Here is a 19,130-nt window from a genome sequence, read left to right on the forward strand (position 1 = left end):
CATCGAAGCGAATAAATATTCATTCATTGAAGACGCAAAAGAAATAAGGATTGTCTATTGAATTTCCATTGGATCGAATTTTTTCGCGCCGTTAAGGAGATCGCCGTCTCGCCTTTGTTGGGACGCGAATTGAGGGTTTTTCTGCGCAGCGGCAAGTCGTTTCTCGCTCTGCTTCTTTTTCTCCTGGCGTTGCTGGCGGTGGTCAGCCAGAACTGGGCGGCGTTCGTGCGGCATTGGGCGCCGGGCGGAGATATTGCGGGCGGAGCGCGCGAGTTGTTCTTCGCTTTATCGCAAGGACATCTCTTGTTTCTGATGATCGCTACCCCATTCCTGATGACGCCGCTGATCGCGGGAGAGCGGGAGCAATCCACCTTGCCTCTCCTGCTTTCCTCTCCGATTTCCGTAATGCATCTCATATTAGCCAAAGGATTGATTCCCCTTTTGTTCGTGGTTTTGTTGTTGACGGCGGCTATGCCGGTACTGTCGCTAAGTTTTCTCGGCGGCGGCTTGTCCGGAATGGATCTGCTGCGGGTTTATTTGATCTTGTTGTCGGCTGCTTTGAGCTACGGCAGTTTAGGATTCTTTTGTTCCACTTTGCGGACGCGCATTTATGAAGTGTACTTTTTGGCGGCGCTCCTGGTTTTGTTCTACGGCTTCCTTCTGCCGTTTCACGGAACGATATGGCATTACCTCGGAACCATGAAATGGGAAGGCGTGAGCGTATTCAATCACGGCTTTCACTATTTGAGTCCCTACGCCGCGTTGCGGGAAGAGATCGCCGCTTCGCGGTCGAAGGGCGGCGGCGGCTTTACCATCTCTTTCGTCAATTTGGCGCCTTTTTTTTCGAGCGGCGCGCCGCCAACGATCCAGCTGCATCCAGGCCAATTGTTTCATCTGGCGCTATCCGGATGCGCCAGCCTGTTGTTTTTCTTTCTATCCGCCTGGCGCATAAATCGGATCGCCTTGGGAGAAGAGACGGCGGCCTGGGCCGAAGAAGAATGGGAAGAAGAGGAGGGGGAAAGCCGTTTGCGGGATTACGACGTTATCCTTCATGGCGCCTCGGAGGAAAAGAATCCCGGTCTGTTTCTGGAGAGGAAGGCGCAATGGTTCGCCAGAGCATCGATGCTGCTGCGGCTGTTTTATATATCGTTGATGATTTCCATTTTGGCGCTGCCGTTGTCATCGTTTCAAGGTTCCTGGTTGTTCCTTTCCCTTCCCTTCATGGCGGCGGCGCTATTCACTCTGCCGCTGGCGGCCACGAGCATCAGCGGCGACCGGGAACGGGAAACGCTCGATCTGTTGCGTACTTCGCTGTTGACTACAGAACAAATCGTATGGGCGAAGTTCGTAACCAATCTTCAATATAGCTTCATCGTCGCCATCGCCCTCTATGCGCCGGGAATGCTGGCGCAACTCGTTTGCGGCTGGTTTTTCGAATTGGAAGTCGACCTGGCGAACGACGCGGCGAATGCGTTGGCCATCGTATGGTGTCCGATCCTTCTTTTTTGCGCCTTGTCAGTTTATACCTCCTTAGGATTATATTGTTCGGCCCGTTTCCGCCGGACGAACCGCGCGTTGATCGTATCCGGCGCGGCGATTTTCACGACCTTGATTTTGCCGTTTTTGTTGCCGGACGCGGGATCTTTCGCTTTGCGGAGTTTTTCGACATGGGCGCTTCTGGGATTTTCTTTTTTGAGTCCGCTGGCGGGAGTTTCCATTGTGTTTCCCGAAGGAAGCATCAATATGCCCGGCATCGCCGAATGGGCGAATGGCGTTTTGAATCGAATCTGCCTCGACCTCTTTCCGGCGGCGGGGAATGGTCTATCGGCGGGGCCTTATGCAGGATATTTTTTTGCGGCGGCGCAAGGGATATTATGTTTGGGGCTGTGCTGCAGCCTGTTGCGAGGGACGATTCGCGCGATGGAGAACAAGGATTAGCCTTCTCATGCGCTCCTTCTCAATTCCTTCAAGAAGTGATAATGTTAAAGGGATATGGCTGGAAAGATGGAACCCTTTTATCGCATTCAATGGCATTTGTTAAGGCTGGTTGCTCGAGTCTACTTTCGGTTCGCCATCCGCGGAGAAGAAAATGTGCCTCCAACGGGAGCGGTTCTATTCGCGGTTAACCATAACAGTTTTCTTGACCCGCCCATCGTCGCCATCGGGCTTCCCCGGCAAGCGGCTTTCCTCGCCAAAGAGGAGATGTTCAAATTCCCTCTCTTCCGATGGTGGTTTCGGAGCGTAGGCGTATATCCGGTTGGCCGCCATCGAGGCGACGCGAAAGCCGTAAAATTGGCTGTGCGCTTGCTGAAGGAAGGAAATGGGCTGGCATTGTTTCCGGAAGGAACGCGAAGTTTGGACGGGAATCTGCTGCCTTTCGAGAACGGCCTCTCGTGGCTTTCATTGAAATTGGATGCGCCTATCGTTCCGATCTATCTCGACGGGACATTTAATGCGATGCCGAAAGGGAATTGGTTTCCACGGCCCTATCGGATTGTAATGACGATCGGGAAGCCTATCGCTCCGCAAGAGAAAAAGAACATTGACGATTTCGACGAGGCCTTAAATAAATTGACGGAGCGGCTGAAAAACGAAATCGAAAGCATGAAAATCGAATTCAAGAGAAAAACAGGAAGTTGAAAAATCCTTTAACTTCCCGTTGAGAGAGACTTAACACGATTTAAATTTCTTGTAGAATCCGTTGGGCGTTTTTGTTACGGATCGAAAGAAAATAAATCGAGCCGACAAAATCGGAATGGATGACTATAATTATCCTCAACACCTAAACCGGAGGAGTTGAAGTAGATGTTGGATCGCGAACGAGTGCAAGCGGATGTTAAATCCGCCCATGACCATGCTATATCGGAAAGCCGCAACGCCGCTGCCAGCGTTGAAACTCCCGATTACAACGAAGACATCGACATGGACATGGCTATGTTAATGGAAGAATCGATGTCTTCCGAAATTGAATCCGGCCAGATTGTGACCGGATCCGTGCTGAAAGTAACATCCGAAGATGTTGTCGTGGATATCGGATCGAAATCCGAAGGGGTGATCCCGCTTCGAGAATTTCTGGAAGATGGCAAAGACCCGAACGTCTTTGTCGGCATGGATGTGGACGTCATGGTCATCAGCCGGGAAGGGCGGGACGGATTGCCGATTCTCTCCCGGCAGAAGGCGAAAGAGCGGAAAGCGCGGGATATGGTGCGCGACGCCTTCAAGGATGGAACCTCCGTCCGTTGCGTAGTGCGCTCCATCCTGCGGGGCGGCTTCCAGGTCGATGTGGACGGCCTGCGCGGCTTTATCCCCTTCTCGCAAATGGGGCCGGGAGCGCGGACGCCTGAAGATCAAAAGGCGTTGATCGGGCAAACCATCGAGGCCAAAATCCTGGAAATGCGCAGAAAACGGGACTTGATTCTCTCCCAGCGCCAATACATCGAAGAGCGCCGCGAAGCGCTGCGCCAGGAAACGATGGAATCGCTCCAGACGGGGAATTGGGTGCGGGGCATCGTGAAAAATCTTACCGATTTCGGCGCGTTTGTGGATCTGGGCGGCGTGGACGGGTTGTTGCACGTCAACGACATGTCCTGGGGACACGTCAATCATCCCCGCGAAGTAGTCGGCGTAGGAAACGAGATCGAGGTCATGGTCCTCAATATGGAGGGCGAAAGAATCTCTCTAGGCCTCAAACAGAAATATCCCGACCCCTGGCTGCGCGTACAGGAAAAATTCCCGCCGGCAACCGTGCACGGCGGCAAGGTTACCAGTTTGACGAAATATGGGGCTTTCGTCGGTCTGGAAGAGGGCGTCGAAGGATTGATTCATATTTCCGAAATGTCCTGGACCAAACGGGTGAATCACCCCTCCGAAATCTTAAAACAAGGCGAAGAAGTGCGCGTGAAAGTGCTAAGCATCGATATGGAGCGCAAGCGCATTTCCCTCAGTTTGCGCCAAACGACAGTCGATCCGTGGACGCTGGCCAAGGCGAACTATCCTCCGGGATCGGAGATCGAAGGCGAGGTGACGGGCATGACCGATTTCGGCGCCTTCGTTCGCTTGCCGGAAGGCGTGGACGGCATGATCCACGTATCCGACCTTTCCTGGGGCGAAAAGATCAATCATCCCAAGCAGGTTTTGAAAAAAGGCGAGAAGATTCGAGTCAAAGTTCTGGAGATCGATCCCTTGCAACAGCGGATATCTTTGGGTCTGAAGCAGTTGGAACCCGATCCCTGGAACGCCGCCGCCAAGAAGTACAAAGTGGGAACCGCCGTAGAAGTCAAAGTAACCCGCATGACCGAATTCGGCGCTTTCGTCGAACTCGAACAGGGGATGGAAGGATTAGCGCATTCCTCGACGCTGGTTACGGAAAAGGGACAACGTCCTGAAGATGTTCTCCGAGTCGGCGACATCGTCGTCATGAAGATCGTCAAATTCGATAAAGAGAATCGTAAAATCAGTCTGTCGCTGAAGGACTTCATCAAAGAACAAGAAGCCGAAGAAGTAAAGAAATACTTGACTTCGGAATCCGGCGGCAACGCCACGCTCGGCGAATTGCTGGGCGAGCAGATGCACCGCTTGATGCAGAAGAAAAAACAAGCGGCGGCGGAAGCGGATATGCCAAGAGCCGAAGAACCGCCCATTGTAGAAGCATCGCCGGAGGCGCAAGAACCAGCAGCGATTGAGCCGGAAATGCCAGTCCAACCGCAAGAACCAGCAGCGATTGAACCGGAAATGCCAGTCCAACCGCAAGAATCAGCAGCGATTGAGCCGGAAATGCCAGTCCAACCGCAAGAACCAGCAGCGATTGAGCCGGAAATGTCAGTCCAACCGCAAGAACCAGCAACGATTGAGCCGGAAATGTCAGTCCAACCGGAAGAACCAGCAGCGATTGAGCCGGAAATGTCAGTCCAACCGCAAGAACCGGCTGCGGTTGAACCGGAAATCCAAATAACGCCGGAAGAACCAACGGCATTGGAATCGATGGAAGAACCCGCTCCTTCCGAACCAATGGAAACGCCTGCCGAAGAGGTGAATGTTTCCGTTAGCGAAGAGCCGAAAGAAATGGCTTCCGAGGAAGAATTGCGCCAGGAATAATGCTGAAAATATAATATCGCCATCGAAGCGGGGATAGTCGAAAACTTTCCCCGCTTTCTTATTATTTCATGTTACGCAATTCCATCCCCTCGCTTTCTGGGAGAGGATTAGGGTGAGGGGATTATTAGTAGGGTGGGTCGAACGAAGCGAGCCCCACTATTCATCATTCATCATTCACCCTTCATCATTTCGTTTCTATTCCAAGACAACGAGATTATCCCGGTGAACGACTTCGATGGCTTTGCGGCCGTTAAGGATTTCGCCGATCTCCTGGCTAGAGCGGCCTAATACCTGGCGCAGCTCGTCCGAGTTGTAGTTGACAAGCCCGCGGGCGAATTCTACGCCCTGTAAATCGTCGATGCGGACAAGGTCCTTGATTTGGAAGGAGCCGGAGACGGCGCGTACTCCCGACGCCAGCAAACTCTTCCCTTTCCGGCGCAATGCTTCCACGGCGCCGTCGTCGACGATAATCCGGCCGCCGCAGGGCCGTTTGGCGAAAGCGAGGTAATATTTCCAGGCGGCCATTCTTTTTTTGGAGGGAATGATCCAAGTGCCTTTGCCCTTACCCGAAAAGAGGCCGTCGATTATCCCGATTTTGCGGCCGTTGGCGATGACGGCGAGTACGCCCCGCGAACTGGCGCTTTTTCCCGCTTCCAGTTTCGAACGCATTCCGCCCATCGATAGCGGATCCGCTTTATCTTTGACGAGCGACGACGCTTCCTCGAAATTGTCGTCGATCGTTTCGATCAATTCGCCGCCTTTGCCGTTTTCGAATGTCCGATACAGGCCGTCAACAGTCGTCAGAAGAATTATAAGCCCGGCGTCCATTTTCCCCGCCAACAGCGCGGCGAGATAATCGTTGTCGCCGAAGCGCAATTCGTCGGTGGAGACGGTGTCGTTTTCGTTGATGATGGGCAGAACGCCAATAGTCAATAAATGTTGAAGCGTTTCGCGGGCGTTGAGGTAGGAATCGCGCCGGTCTAGGTCTGTCCGAGTGAGCAAAACTTGCGCTGTGATGATGCCGTATTGGCCGAAGAGTTCGCTATAGAGGTTCATAAGCCGTCCCTGGCCGATGGCGGCGTAGGCCTGGCGCAAATGGATGGATGGGGGACGGCGCGACATGCCCAAAGCGCGCAAGCCTGCGCCGACGGCGCCGGATGAAACCAGTATGACTTCTATGCCGTTGGACTTAAGCGCAGCGATTTCCTTGACAAGAGATTCCATCACTGGGCGGTTGAAATGAGTCTTCTCGTCGTCGATGACGCGGGTGCCGATCTTGACGACGATCCGCTTCATCTTGTCCATCATGCCTTGAATGATTCCCGGCGCCGTTTCCGATCGATTGATTTCTTTTCCCATGATTATCCAGTATTTCAGCGTGTTTTTGCGCTGCGGAGCGTTATGGATGAAACGAGAGTCCTTGTTCTTCGGAGCGAATTTTCGCGCCAGATTGCATCTGCTCCAGGCAAGTGGATACAATCCTTTCCTTCAATTCGTTCGTCCCTTTTTTTTGGAGGGCGGAAATGAGGAAAATCGAATCGCGCGGGATATCCGGGCAATGGCGATGGAAAGTCTCCCATACGAGTTGAATCTCCTCCTCGTCGTCCAGCAAATCGATTTTATTGAGAGCGATCAAAGAAGGCCGTTGCAAAATCGCCGCATCGTATTCTTGTATTTCATGCCGAAGGTCTTTCAACGTAACGGCAGGCAGGTCGGGATCGTGGGGCGAGACTTCGATGACGTAGACAAGCATTTTGGTGCGTTCGATATGGCGGAGAAACTCCAATCCCAGCCCGACGCCGCTGTGCGCGCCCTGAATGATTCCGGGGATGTCCGCAATAACGAGGGAAGAGTCGTCTTCCAGCGGAACGGCGCCGAGAATCGGCTGCAGCGTAGTGAAGGGATAATCGGCGATGCGGGGCCGGGCGGCGGTAATGGAGGAAATCAACGTAGATTTCCCTGCGTTGGGCAGTCCGATAAGACCGGCGTGAGCCACAAGTTTCAATTCGAAGAGAGCGGTTAATTCCTCGCCCGGCTTTCCCGGCGTAGTTTTGCGGGGCGCCTGGTTCGTAGGAGTAGCGAAGCGGGCGTTGCCTTTGCCGCCCGCGCCCCCCCGCGCGATGACATATTCCCCGTTCGTTTCTTCCATATCGACGATCAGTTCGCGCGTATCCGCGTCGTATACAACGGTTCCTGGCGGAGATTCGAGAACGAAATCTTCGCCATTGGCTCCGGAACGGTTGTTTTTTCCGCCGCGATGGGCGTTTTCCGCTTTATAGAAAGGTTGGGAGTGCAGTTTTTCCAACGTATTCAATCCCGGATTGATCCGCAGAATAATGGAGCCGCCCCGTCCGCCATCGCCGCCGTCCGGCCCTCCCAAAGGAACGTACTTTTCATGGCGAAAGGAAACTGCGCCGTTGCCGCCGTCGCCTGCTTTCAGGCGCAGTTTAACGCGATCGATAAATGCTCCTTCCATCATCGGCATGGCGTCATTCCTTATTTGGCTCGATCATACTCTTTGGAATCGATAATCGATAATTAGACTTGATTAAGCATCATTTATTCTACAAAGGGAAGAAGGTTCCTGAAGAGCCGTATTCGAAGATAGAACGAATGATGCTAAACTTATTTTTTTATTAACGGCATTTCTATAGATTCTATGCCAACATCCTCCAGTTTAAACGCTGTTGGCGGCTATATTCGATAAAAGGAGCATTTCATGAAAGTACTCGTAACGGGCGGGGCCGGATTTATCGGATCCTACATTGCAGATGAATTGATTCGGCGCGGGCATACGGTGAGAATTTTCGATTCGTTGGACCCCCAGGTTCATCCCAATGGGGAAAGACCCGTCTATCTCAATCCCAAAGCGGAATTCGTCTACGGCGACGTGCGCGATATCGGCGCCTTTCGCCAGGCGCTGGCCGATCAGGAAATCGTATTCCACGAAGCGGCCGCCGTAGGCATGGGACAGTCCATGTATAAAGTCAAGCATTATGTGGATGTCAACGTCGGCGGCACGGCGAATCTGTTGGATTTGCTGGCGAACGAAAAGCATAGCGTCAAGAAAGTCATCGTTGCCGCGTCGCAGTCCAGCTACGGCGAAGGCTGCTGCTTATGCCCCCGCCGGGGCGTCATCAAGGCGGACTTCCGCAGCGAAGAGCAACTCAAAGCGGGACGATGGGAATATCTCTCTCCGGAAGGCGAGGTCATGGAGCCTTCCGCGACGCCGGAAAGCGCGCCGAGAGATTGCCAGGCGATTTATGCGCTGAACAAGCGCGACCAGGAAGATATGCTGCTCAGCATCGGTCAGACCTATGGCATCCCCGCTGTCGCTTTGCGCTATTATAACGTGTATGGGCCGCGCCAATCGTTGTCCAATCCCTATACCGGCGTGCTGGCCATCTTCATGAGCCGGTTGGCGAACGGCAAGCCGCCGGTCATCTACGAGGACGGCTTGCAATCGCGCGATTTCATCTCCGTGCATGACGTAGTTCAGGGGAATATGCTGGCGATGGAGAATGATAAGGCGAACGGGCAAGCCTTCAACCTGGGCACGGGAATACCCACGTCCATTAAAGACATCGCCTTGATGCTGGCGAAAACTTACGGCGTATCCATCGAGCCGGAAATCACCGGCAAATACCGCAAAGGCGATACGCGCCATTGCTTCGCCGACATAACTAAAATCAAGACGATGCTGGGCTTCGAGCCGAAAGTTTCTCTGCAAGAAGGAATGCGGGAACTGGTGGAATGGTCGCGCTCGACGGACGCACGCGATCTTTTCGATCAAGCGGCCAAAGAACTGGCGGAAAAGGGACTCGCCTGAAATGCAGGAAGATTGGCCGCCGATTTTCGACCGGCTGCGCCCATCCCGCGAAACGCAATTGTTGGCGGAATACGCCGAAATCAAGCCAGGGGAAAGGGCGTTGGAGGTTGGTTGCGGTTCTGGGTATATAACGTTGCGGCTGGCCTGGCGCTTTCCCGGCCATCGAACGATCATTGGCTTCGATTTGCAGCGCGATAAGATCGCCGAAGCCCTGAATTGGAAAAAACGGATTGAGGAGTTATTGTTAAAACCTCTGACAAATGTTCATTTTCTGGTTTGGGATGCAGTCTCTCCAGCGCGCTTAGGCAACGGCTTCGACGTTCTCGTCTGCAATCCGCCATTCTTCGCGAAGCAAGCGTCGCGACCGGCGCATCAAGCCGATAGGCGCTTAGCGCGGCGGGATGACGCATTGCCGCCGGATACGCTGCTGGATTGCGCCGCTGCGCAGTTAGTCCCAAGCGGTAGACTATATCTGGTCTATCCCCAAAACCGCCTCAATGAAATCGCCGCCATTGCTCAGCGTAAAGGATTCGCCATCGCCGCTGCGGAGACGCATGAGAACATCCGCCGCCGCAGCGGCGGAATTTGTTTGATGCAATGCCAAACCGAACCATGCAGTAAAGGATAAAATATCGATCGGAAAGTTACATTGGATTGCAATCGCGCTTCCGTTAAGCAACAGAAACCTACTTGGAATTTGCGTTCATGCAATAAACCGTAAATTGAAATTGGGAATCTCGGATATTGAATACTCGCTTTTGATAGGACAACATATCCATCAAAGGAGCTACGCTTCGTAAAAAATACCTATCCGCTCCGGGAACAACCAGGATGCATTGAAAACGCTGGTTGCTAACATCAATATTACTTTCTACGATTGGATTCTCTTCCTGCAAACCTTTACTTATGCGCAAGGCTCCGGATTCGGTAATGATGCAAGGGAATAAATTCTTTCGATTGGCGGCGTAATGCAGATACCGTTGGGGGGAAAACCACCATTCAAGGGCGGGATTGTCTTGGTTCGAAACGATCATGATCGTTTCGTCAATAGATACGTTGTCTTGAATGAAGCGGAAAAATTCTTGCGTGTTTCTTCCTTCTCGAGAAAAACTCAAGATAGGCTTTAAAACGTAGGAATAGCCGGTTAAGAGTAAATAAACGATAGATGCGCTAAGCATGATGCTTAGAACATGTTTATAATGAATCGCAATGTATCGGTATATCCAAATGGCGAGAAAAGATAAACCAAACGTGGCAGGGAGAAAATACCGGCCGAACATGTTGCTTTTAGTATATAAGGTGGTTTGAGAAATAACGAAAAGCGCCGCGAATAAAATTATCCAGAACAAGTGCCGGAGAAATACTAGCGACGATAAATCAAATCTCTTCTTGCTTTCGACGTTGCAAATTAAGATTGTATATAATCCAATGAGAATAATCCAGAAACAATTTGTCAATAAGAATGACAAAAGGATTTTGATGTAATCTTTCAAACCAATATGGCTATCAAGTCCCGCGTAATTCAAGGTTTGAACGCCGATTAACGAATAGATGAAATATAATCCGACTAAGAAGAAAGGTATAGACGCCGCAAGGCAGAGACGGTTTTTCTTCAATCCGTCGTAAAGAGAGCAATAGGCGCCCAAACTGCATCCCAATATGATTTTTAGAAAGATAAAAAACGGAATCGTGATAAGAAAACTTTCCTTCGAGAGAGCGGCGAGGAAGAGAAATAGCAAAAAAAGAATATCGTACACAAGCCGTAAATTCGCTTTTTTCAAACTAAGAGCCATAAATATTAGGGCGATTGATAATAAGGGCATTCCCGTCGCTTCATTAGGAGCCTTTCGCCACCATATCTCGGTTTGGGGGCCGATTAAAGTCAATAAGGAGAAGAGAAGAGATTGAGAGAAACTAAAACTCAGGAAGACGCAAAACAAGTAAAGAAAAAACGATGTAAAAACAACGAGAATACCTTTATGAATGGACAAAAGAAGAAAATTATCTCCTAGAAAATACGTTTCGGTCACGCGAAAAAAATAGTAGAAAGGACGAAAACGTATTTTCAGATCGTCGCCCAATAACTTATGAAGAGCCGAAGAAAAAGACCCTTCGGTAATTAAATTATTTATTCTCAATATATCATGATCGTCGGTTAAATGGCCTCCGGAGAAAAGAGAACCGGATAGAATGAACAAAGAAAACCAAAAAATAAGGAAAAAGAGAAAAGCAGTTATATGAGGATGATTTTTCGATGCTCTTTTAATTATCGGCATTTTTTTTACTCCGTAAAAAAGCATTGTCAAACTGAACAGTGCATTTAAACGATTTTTTACATGTTGGGATGATACATTCTAAAACGCGCATGATAGCGGCTGGAGATATGGGATAAGATTATCTCCCCTATGATCTCCTCCAAGGCCACTTTCGCCTTCATCGTTCCATCATAACTTTTGCGCATTCTTTTTATTGGATTCACCCCATCTTCCTGTCTTCGGCATCGAGGTTTCCCACCTTAAGCGTCAGTCCGAATTTTGGGGTGCATTATTGTATTTGCTATATAAATTGCTTGTTAAATCATACCGCCGGGGATAGTACTTGTTTGAAATAGTCAATGGTCTTTTGCAGTCCCTCGCGCAAGACAACCTTCGGCTCCCAGTTCAGCTGTTTCCGCGCCGTAGCGATATCCGGTTGACGTACTTTGGGATCGTCTTCTGGAAGAGGCTTGTAAACGATCTCGCTCTTCGATCCCGTCAGTTCCCGCACCGCTTCGCTCAATTCGCGCACCGTCATTTCGGTGGGATTGCCGATATTGACGGGATGCGTGATGTCCGATTCGAGCAACTTGATGATTCCATCCACCTCGTCTGAAACGTAGCAGAAGGAACGAGTCTGGCTTCCATCCCCGAAAAGGGTCATCGACTCGCCCAAGAGCGCTTGCGTAATCAGAGTAGAAACCACCCGTCCGTCTTTGACTCTCATGCGGGGGCCGTAGGTATTGAAGATGCGCACGATGCGCGTTTCGACGCCGTGATAGCGATGATAGGCCATGGTAATCGCTTCGGCGAAGCGCTTGGCTTCGTCATAGACGCCGCGCGGCCCGATGGGATTTACGTTGCCCCAATACGTTTCCTGCTGGGGATGAATGAGAGGATCGCCGTAGACTTCCGATGTGGAAGCGAGAAGCAGCCGCGCTCCCTTTTCCTTCGCCAAGCCTAGAGCCTTATGAGTGCCCAGAGAACCGACTTTTAAGGTTTGAATGGGGAGCTTTAGGTAGTCGATAGGGCTGGCGGGAGAAGCGAAATGGAGAATGTTGTCGATGGATCCTGGAACATGGATGAAATTGGTTACGTCGTGTTGGATATAGAGAAATCCTTTGCGTCCAAAAAGATGCTCGATGTTGGAAAGGCTGCCCGTAATCAGATTGTCCATGCAGATTATTTCATGGTCTCGCTCCAACAGCGCATCCGCCAAATGCGACCCTAAAAAACCCGCCCCGCCTGTGATGAGTGTTCTTGGCATTCTGAAACTCTTTTCCTTCTTCCTAATGTATCCGCGCCGCATTCTGTTCCCAAATGGAATGGGCTATTCATTCCTCTCCCAAGATTGGGAGAGGTTAGGTGAGGGTTGATAAAACTAATCGTAAATTCCCTCACCCTGACCCTCTCCCAGTGGGAGAGGGAAATGATGCGCAGCAATCTTAATTGGAATCGGCGCTATTCATCGTACCAATCAATCCCTCGCCAAACAAGCATTATGGGCGAAATCCGCCTTATTTGACGGATTCGGCGGAAGGGATTCTTCGTTTTTGCACTTGAAGCAGTCCCTGCTGAGCGATGGAAAATGCGGGATTTAATTGCAGCGCTTGGTTGTAAAGCTGCTCCGCTTCATCCAAATTTCCCGTTTGCAATTCCAAAGAAGCAAGATTGACGATGGCTTGAATATTGCGCTCGTCCTTCTGGATCGCGGATAGGAAAGCGTCGCGGGCGGCGTCGAGTTTCTGGTTTTTGATGTAGACAAGTCCAAGATAATTGAAGGCGTGGGAATTGCCGGGATGGCGATCCAACGCGGTAAGCAAGACGTTTTCCGCGCTGCGCAGATCGCCCAGGGAAAGATACAGCTGGCCTAACGCAATGTAAGGCGTGGCGCTTTGGGGGGAACGAGCGGCGGCATCTTTGACCTGGATGATTTTTTTGTTGATTTCCTTGATTCGCTTGAAGGAATCGAGCCATTGACGGCTTTCTTGCGCTTGTCCCGTACGCGCCAGGATCATACCCAATTGATATTGGGGATTTTCGCTCCAAGGAGAGGCCTGGATAGCTTTCCGCAAATAGGAAACCGCTTTTTCGAGATCGTTTTTGGATTGATAGATCATGCCGATTTGATAATAGAGCATAGAGTGGAATTCAGGAGGAACTTCTTGTTTCTTGCGCAATAGCAGGTCTTGGACTTTGAAGAGACTATCTAGAGCGGCGTCGAGTTGATTCGTTTCGCGTTGGGAGGTTCCCAGGTTGTACCAGGCGAGTTCGTCGTTGGGATCGTTTTTGAGAATGGCATTGAAAATATAGATGGCGGCGTCTTGTTTGCCTTGTTTAGAGAGGATGGAGCCTTTGGCAAGCAGGGCGTCGCGATGATTCGCTTGAATGGCCAAGACTTTATCGAGTTCGCCGAGCGCTTCCGTCTCCCGGTCGAGCCGCGACAGGCAGCGCGCCTTGCCGATGCGGGCGGCGAGAATGGACGGCGAGGCATCCAGCACCTGGCTGTAAGCGGCGACGGCTTTCGCCATATCGCCCTGGTAAAAATATTGCTCCGCCTGGTTAAAAAGAGACTCCGCTGACTGCGCCCCAAAAGAATTAACAGGAACGATGGCGGCGAAGGCAAAATCCAAGTAAATAAAAATAGCGAACCAAAGGCTTTTTTTCACGATCAATCTCCCAATCTCCCAATCTCCCAATCTCCCAATCTCCCAATCTCCCAGTCTCCCAGTCTCCCAGTCTCCCAGTCTCCCAGTCTCCCAGTCTCTCAGTCTCCCAGTCTCAAAGTCTCAAAGTCTCAAAGTCTTCCTTCCGTAACGGAAAGAATGCAATCGGCGGCGATATTTTTTAAAACATCCACCTTGCCGCTAGGCCACTGGATCTTAATTTCGTCGATGCGTTCCGCTTGCCCCAAACCGAAGTGGACGCGGGGATCGTTCATGCTGGCGTAGCTGCCTCCGGCGCGGACATCGTCGATGCGCGTCTTGCCGTTGGCCGTAACGCTGATGCGCGCGCCCACGCCGTCGCGGTTGCTTTGTACGCCTACGGTCCGAATTTGAATCCAATGGTTTTTATTCTTCGAATCGTTGCGCAAGATATCTGCGCGGTTTCTAGCGTTGGTTACGACGATGTCGATATCGCCGTCATTGTCGAGATCGCCGAAAGCGCAGCCTCGGCTGGATTTGCGGATCAGCAATCCGGGACCGGAACGATCCGAAACGTCTTCGAAAACTCCCTTACCGCGCTGGATGAATAGAAAATTCGTATTTTCGTAGCTGGTGGATTTGTCGTAAGTTTCGATATTGTCCTGCAAATGTCCCGCCGCTATGTAGCTATCGCGCATCCCGTCGTTATTGAAATCGTAGAACCCTACTCCCCACGTAACGTAAGGCGTAGTGGGCGGTCCGACTTGACTTTCGAGACATACGTCCTGAAAGAGAACGCCGCCCAAGTTGCGGTAGACGGCGACCATCTGCTGCTGGTAATTGGTGGAGATGAGATCGATGAAGCCGTCGTCGTCATAATCGCGGAAATCGGCGCCCATGTTGCCTTGGGAAGCTCCATTGAGATCATAAGCAACGCCGGTATAAAGGCCGACTTCCTCAAATTTTCCCTTCCCTAAATTATGAAACATATAGTTGGGACGGGCGTCGTTGACGACGAAGAGGTCCTGCCAGCCGTCATTGTCGTAATCCGTTGTAACGACGGACATGCCTGTGGAGGCTGGGACATCCATCCCTGCTTCTTTCGTGGCGTCAGCGAAAGTTCCGTCGCCGTTGTTGCGGTAGAGAATGTCTTTTTCGAATGCGAATTCCAGACGCGAACAATAAATGGGGATTTTGCCGTGGAAGCAAGCCTGGTTCTTCTCGATATCGACTTTGAGGTAATTGGTCACATAGAGATCGAGATCGCCGTCGTTGTCGATATCGAAGAAAACGGCGGCGGCGCCTTGGCGGGGATCGTCGACGCCCGCCTGCTTGGCGACGTCGGTAAAGGTCCCGCCGCCGTTGTTGCGGAAGAGTTTGTTGGGGCCGAAATTGACGACGTAGAGATCAAGGTCGCCGTCATTGTCGTAATCTCCCGCAACGCAGCCATAACCGTAGTTGCGATCGCCCACTCCGGCTTTTTCGGTAACGTCGGTGAAGGTCAAATCGCCGTTGTTGCGGTAGAGAACATCGGGCGGAGAAACGGTCTCCGAGGCGCCGGGCAAGATGGCGCCGTTGACGAAATAGATATCCAGAAAGCCGTCGTTGTCGTAGTCGAACAATCCCAAGCCCGAACAGGTGGTTTCCATGACGAATTTCCGGCCGGTACTGCCGTCGTAATGGCGGAACGTTACGCCGCTTTGATCGGTGACGTCCGTAAATACGATTTCCTGTCCATGAACGGCGGCGCAAAGCAGGCAAAAGAAAACAGTGAAACCAAAGGAGGCGGAACAGCAAAACTTACGCAAAATTCTCTCCCTCAACGCGTTTTGATTTGGTATTTGATTCGATCTCCATCGCTTAATCATCATACAATCATTCCGCTCCGTCAACATCCAAAAGCGGACATAACGGCCTTCTCCCGAAAACCACCTTGACGCATATCCCCCCCAACCAAACCAAGGCGTTACGCCCAATTCATCATTCTTCATTTACAAAGTACAACCCGCCATATTTTTCCTATTTCCATACATTATATAAAATATATATAGTATAAAGTTGATTATTTCCTTGATATATTGAATATATGTTTTGAAGAACGCATTTATTTATTTCCTATTAAATTTTCATTAATTATGAGTAGAATACTTGACGTTATTTTTTTTTGTTATTATCACCTTTGTATATATCTTTTCGTTAGGAGGCGATAGACATGAGAAGGTTGCAACGTTTTCTGCTCGCTGGTTCGCTTTTGCTTCTCTTGGCTAGTGGGGAAGCGGCGAAAGCGGCGCAAATGTACGAAGGGCCTATTTCCGCCGATTTTCGCGATTTGGCGCTCAACGCCGTTGCAAAATCCAACGACGCCGACGCCGTGAATAAGGGATTGGACGATCTAGTGAAATATTCCAACACGCCGGACGAAAATTCTCAAGCGTTATCGGCGGTGGAAGCGCTATTGGGGGATGTGGACGCGAATTCCTACCTCTTCAGCCAGGCATCGCTGACCAAAGCCAAGTTTCTCAAGCGGCTGGGACGCGGCGGAGAAGCCATCGCCCTCTTCAACGACGGCATCGCCCGCCATTGGAAAAACGCCCTGCTGCGCTATTCCGAAAGCTTGATCGAAAGCGGCGAGCTGGCGGACGCCTGCGCCCTCGAATACCGCCGCGTCGTCGCCGAAGAGCCGTATGCGTTCTACCGCGGCGAGCAGGAGGACTTGATTGTCTTTCTAACTCAGTTGCGGTTATTAAAAAGCGACAAGCCGTATGAGAAAGCGATGGATTCGGTGTATGCGAAGTTGCCAGCGTCTACGTTTTATCCACATGCGCAAACAATCGCCGAAATTCTTTGCTTGATGGTGGACGAGCGTTTCGACGAGGCCATCGAACGGATTCAAAAAGCTGACGCGGAATTGGCGCAAAACCGCAACGCGAGTTATGACGAGTACCGCAATATGCCGCTTTATCTCGCATCCGCCCGGCTGGGCAAGGGCGACTTGCAAGCGGCGGGGGACGACTATGCCGAGTTTTTGCGGCGCAATTATGGAGAATGGGAGTACATTCGTTCGCATTCCATGCGCACCGTCCACGACATGGAACTCAACGTTCAACGCGATTTGCCCAAAGCGCAAGTGATTCTCAACCAACTGCTAGCCAGCGAAATGATTACCGATGAAAAGGTAAGAGCGCAATTTTCCGACGACAAGATTTCCGGAATTTACGACATGCTCCAACAAAGTTTGGCGTGGGGCGGGGATTTGGATAAGTCGGCGGAAATCTGCAAGTTCGCTATGGACAACTATTATCCCCAAACCCTGGCAGGAGCCAACTGCGCCATGAACTGGGCGCGGTATATTTCATGGCATGATAAGAATTTCACAGGAGCCGAGCAAATATTGCTCGGCATCCTCAATGATGCGCCCTTTCCCGAAATTCGTCCTTGGGCGAACTTCAGCCTGGCGGAGATTGCGAAATTGCGATATCAGCCTTACATCGCTTTAAATTACCTTTCGGAAGTATTGAATTTGATTCCGGAATCCGCCAAAGGGGGGACTGTACGCTGCCGCGAGGACGCGTTGCAGTTGAAAAACGAAATTCTTGCATCTCTAAGCGAATAGCGGTATTTCACCATAGAAAGGAGGAGCATAAGATGTCAAAATTATCCAAGGAAAAACGAGAAATAGTTTCTTTTGTTACTGTAGTATTGTTGTTTGGAGTAATGTTTGTTTGGTTGTTCACAATGCAAGTAAAAGATAATCCTAGAACTATGGCCTTTGCAACGGGCGGGAATCCCACCCCCACGCCGATGCTTCGCTTTGGGGCGGATGTTGGCATTGCAACTGTTAATCCAACTCCAGGTTCAATTACAGATCGTATGTCCCGATTAGCAAATGACAATTTACCTATAGTAAGATATTTCTATGTTGCAGGGGCTGACTCTATCAATGATTTTCTCAGTCATGCTTATTCAAACGGCCGAAAAGTGTCAGTAGTTTTCGAGGCGAAAACATATTATATGGCATCGAAAACGGCTGCGCAATACGCCTCTGACGTAGAAAGCGCCTTAACTACTGCGCAAGCTTATATTACAGGAAATTATGCAGGTACAATTATTGCGGTTGAATTAGGAAATGAAGAAGATGAATGCAATGATACACGTCCACTATTCAACAATAACGCAACCGATGCTCGACCTTCAAATTTTTGGGTGGCAGGCGTTAATTATTCAACGTATTATATCGCTGCTTACGATGCCATAAAAGATAATTGGCCGAATTTGACCATCATATCTCCGAATATTTCTTGCCAAGATACTCTATCTTATCCAAGCATAGACGAATGTCCAAATTACGGCCAACGCGCTCAAACGTTTCTTCACGGTTTTATTGCCGGAGCAACAGAAAGCGCTCAAGGAATAAGTAAACTTCCTAATATCATTTCTATTCACGGCTATAAGGAGCATAGACAACCCGAAAATTATGAAGATGCAACTGATGGAACGCAATATTGGATTAAAAGAATTACAAAATTAAGAGATATCTGCTCTGCTCATAGCTATTATCCAGAATTTGCGAATACGGAATACGGATTCAGTCACACCTCGAACAAGAGTTGGGCGCCAACGAGCTCTGATGAGAAAATCCAAGCGATATATTACATGCGGCGCGATTTGATGGATGCGACGATGAAATCCAGCGCGGGCAGTAAAAATTGGAAATACAGTCTTTATTGGCAACATGCGTTTAATGATTATGGAAGTGATCCGACAGCTTACACAAGCTGGTTCACAGACGGCGTTGCTGGGACAAGCCGGACGATTCGTAAAGTCGGCCAAGAATTGCATCAAAATGTTTCTGGAAAACCGCATCTCTTTGGCAGCTACCAAATCTATATAGAATCGAACAGCGTGTCAATTGATGGCAATAAGCATAAATTAACCTGCGGATGGATTGATGAGGCAGGCCAAAAATGGGGTGCAATCTGGATATATGATATTAATCCAGAAGCTGAATGGGATGATTTTACGAATTACTATACGCAGGCTAGCGTCGATTACGTAATTAATTCCGAATCTGCGCCATCCTCCGCCGATCTCTACAAATTTTCCTTCTCTACTCCGTACAGTTATTCAAACACAACCTTCTCCGATCTTTCGACCACTGTCAATCGGCAATCGAACGGCACTGGTTCCTACAAATACACGCTATCCAATATCGTAGATGAAAATCCAACATTCTTAAAATTCTCATCGAACTAAAATCAAAGGAGAATAAGAAAATGAAAAAAATTCAAAAATCTATTATCTTCATTC

Annotated in this window: 13 protein-coding genes; 7 read left to right on the top strand and 6 right to left on the bottom strand. The window is 50.1% G+C overall.

What is annotated here, in order from left to right; all coding sequences use genetic code 11:
• The first annotated feature begins 57 nt into the window (after window positions 1–57).
• The 3 genes from AB1656_22765 to AB1656_22775 all read left to right on the top strand — a co-directional run bounded on the left by AB1656_22765 (window position 58) and on the right by AB1656_22775 (window position 5,094).
• Complete coding sequence (locus AB1656_22765; GenBank protein MEW6238222.1) at window positions 58–1,938, top strand: ABC transporter permease subunit; 1,881 nt, start codon at window positions 58–60, stop codon at window positions 1,936–1,938.
• 66 nt (window positions 1,939–2,004) lie between these two features.
• The gene (locus tag AB1656_22770; GenBank protein ID MEW6238223.1) at window positions 2,005–2,640 is read left to right on the top strand and encodes a lysophospholipid acyltransferase family protein; all 636 of its coding nucleotides are present in this window, start codon (window positions 2,005–2,007) and stop codon (window positions 2,638–2,640) included.
• Window positions 2,641–2,805: 165 nt separating this feature from the next.
• On the top strand, window positions 2,806–5,094 hold the full coding sequence (locus AB1656_22775) for a 30S ribosomal protein S1 (GenBank protein MEW6238224.1): 2,289 nt from the start codon (window positions 2,806–2,808) through the stop codon (window positions 5,092–5,094).
• Between the two features lie 195 nt (window positions 5,095–5,289).
• Here the strand turns inward: AB1656_22775 and proB are convergent, their stop codons facing one another.
• A complete protein-coding gene (proB, locus tag AB1656_22780) occupies window positions 5,290–6,453 on the bottom strand; it encodes a glutamate 5-kinase (protein ID MEW6238225.1) in 1,164 nt (387 codons plus the stop codon).
• A gap of 40 nt (window positions 6,454–6,493) precedes the next feature.
• Entirely contained in the window at window positions 6,494–7,579 is a 1,086-nt protein-coding gene (gene obgE / locus AB1656_22785) for a GTPase ObgE (protein MEW6238226.1), read from the bottom strand.
• Between the two features lie 234 nt (window positions 7,580–7,813).
• Between obgE and AB1656_22790 the strand changes: the two genes are divergently transcribed.
• Window positions 7,814–8,923: an NAD-dependent epimerase/dehydratase family protein gene (locus tag AB1656_22790; GenBank protein ID MEW6238227.1), complete on the top strand. Its 1,110-nt coding sequence runs from the start codon at window positions 7,814–7,816 to the stop codon at window positions 8,921–8,923.
• 1 nt (window position 8,924) lies between these two features.
• Window positions 8,925–9,551 carry a methyltransferase domain-containing protein gene (locus tag AB1656_22795; protein MEW6238228.1) on the top strand — a complete coding sequence of 209 codons (627 nt, stop codon included), beginning with the start codon at window positions 8,925–8,927 and terminating at the stop codon, window positions 9,549–9,551.
• A gap of 58 nt (window positions 9,552–9,609) precedes the next feature.
• Here AB1656_22795 and AB1656_22800 read toward each other — a convergent pair whose 3' ends face one another.
• The 4 genes from AB1656_22800 to AB1656_22815 all read right to left on the bottom strand — a co-directional run bounded on the left by AB1656_22800 (window position 9,610) and on the right by AB1656_22815 (window position 15,631).
• The gene (locus tag AB1656_22800; GenBank protein ID MEW6238229.1) at window positions 9,610–9,957 is read right to left on the bottom strand and encodes a hypothetical protein; all 348 of its coding nucleotides are present in this window, start codon (window positions 9,955–9,957) and stop codon (window positions 9,610–9,612) included.
• Between the two features lie 1,543 nt (window positions 9,958–11,500).
• Window positions 11,501–12,445: a UDP-glucuronic acid decarboxylase family protein gene (locus tag AB1656_22805; protein MEW6238230.1), complete on the bottom strand. Its 945-nt coding sequence runs from the start codon at window positions 12,443–12,445 to the stop codon at window positions 11,501–11,503.
• Window positions 12,446–12,695: 250 nt separating this feature from the next.
• Complete coding sequence (locus tag AB1656_22810) at window positions 12,696–13,847, bottom strand: tetratricopeptide repeat protein (protein MEW6238231.1); 1,152 nt, start codon at window positions 13,845–13,847, stop codon at window positions 12,696–12,698.
• Window positions 13,848–13,975: 128 nt separating this feature from the next.
• Window positions 13,976–15,631 carry a CRTAC1 family protein gene (locus AB1656_22815; GenBank protein ID MEW6238232.1) on the bottom strand — a complete coding sequence of 552 codons (1,656 nt, stop codon included), beginning with the start codon at window positions 15,629–15,631 and terminating at the stop codon, window positions 13,976–13,978.
• Window positions 15,632–16,035: 404 nt separating this feature from the next.
• Between AB1656_22815 and AB1656_22820 the strand changes: the two genes are divergently transcribed.
• On the top strand, window positions 16,036–17,436 hold the full coding sequence (locus tag AB1656_22820) for a hypothetical protein (protein ID MEW6238233.1): 1,401 nt from the start codon (window positions 16,036–16,038) through the stop codon (window positions 17,434–17,436).
• Window positions 17,437–17,468: 32 nt separating this feature from the next.
• Window positions 17,469–19,076 (top strand): hypothetical protein, encoded by a 1,608-nt coding sequence (locus AB1656_22825; protein MEW6238234.1) that lies wholly within the window; start codon window positions 17,469–17,471, stop codon window positions 19,074–19,076.
• Window positions 19,077–19,130 lie beyond the last annotated feature (54 nt).

This window comes from Candidatus Omnitrophota bacterium (assembly GCA_040755155.1).
Classification (GTDB): Bacteria; Hinthialibacterota; Hinthialibacteria; order Hinthialibacterales; family Hinthialibacteraceae; genus JBFMBP01.

Coding starts and splice junctions, on each gene's coding strand:
- AB1656_22770 (MEW6238223.1), top strand. CDS start 2,005: ATGGAACCCTTTTATCGCATTCAATGGCATTTGTTAAGGCTGGTTGCT.
- AB1656_22775 (MEW6238224.1), top strand. CDS start 2,806: ATGTTGGATCGCGAACGAGTGCAAGCGGATGTTAAATCCGCCCATGAC.
- proB (MEW6238225.1), bottom strand. CDS start 6,453: ATGGGAAAAGAAATCAATCGATCGGAAACGGCGCCGGGAATCATTCAA.
- obgE (MEW6238226.1), bottom strand. CDS start 7,579: ATGCCGATGATGGAAGGAGCATTTATCGATCGCGTTAAACTGCGCCTG.
- AB1656_22790 (MEW6238227.1), top strand. CDS start 7,814: ATGAAAGTACTCGTAACGGGCGGGGCCGGATTTATCGGATCCTACATT.
- AB1656_22795 (MEW6238228.1), top strand. CDS start 8,925: ATGCAGGAAGATTGGCCGCCGATTTTCGACCGGCTGCGCCCATCCCGC.
- AB1656_22800 (MEW6238229.1), bottom strand. CDS start 9,957: ATGATCGTTTCGAACCAAGACAATCCCGCCCTTGAATGGTGGTTTTCC.
- AB1656_22805 (MEW6238230.1), bottom strand. CDS start 12,445: ATGCCAAGAACACTCATCACAGGCGGGGCGGGTTTTTTAGGGTCGCAT.
- AB1656_22820 (MEW6238233.1), top strand. CDS start 16,036: ATGAGAAGGTTGCAACGTTTTCTGCTCGCTGGTTCGCTTTTGCTTCTC.
- AB1656_22825 (MEW6238234.1), top strand. CDS start 17,469: ATGTCAAAATTATCCAAGGAAAAACGAGAAATAGTTTCTTTTGTTACT.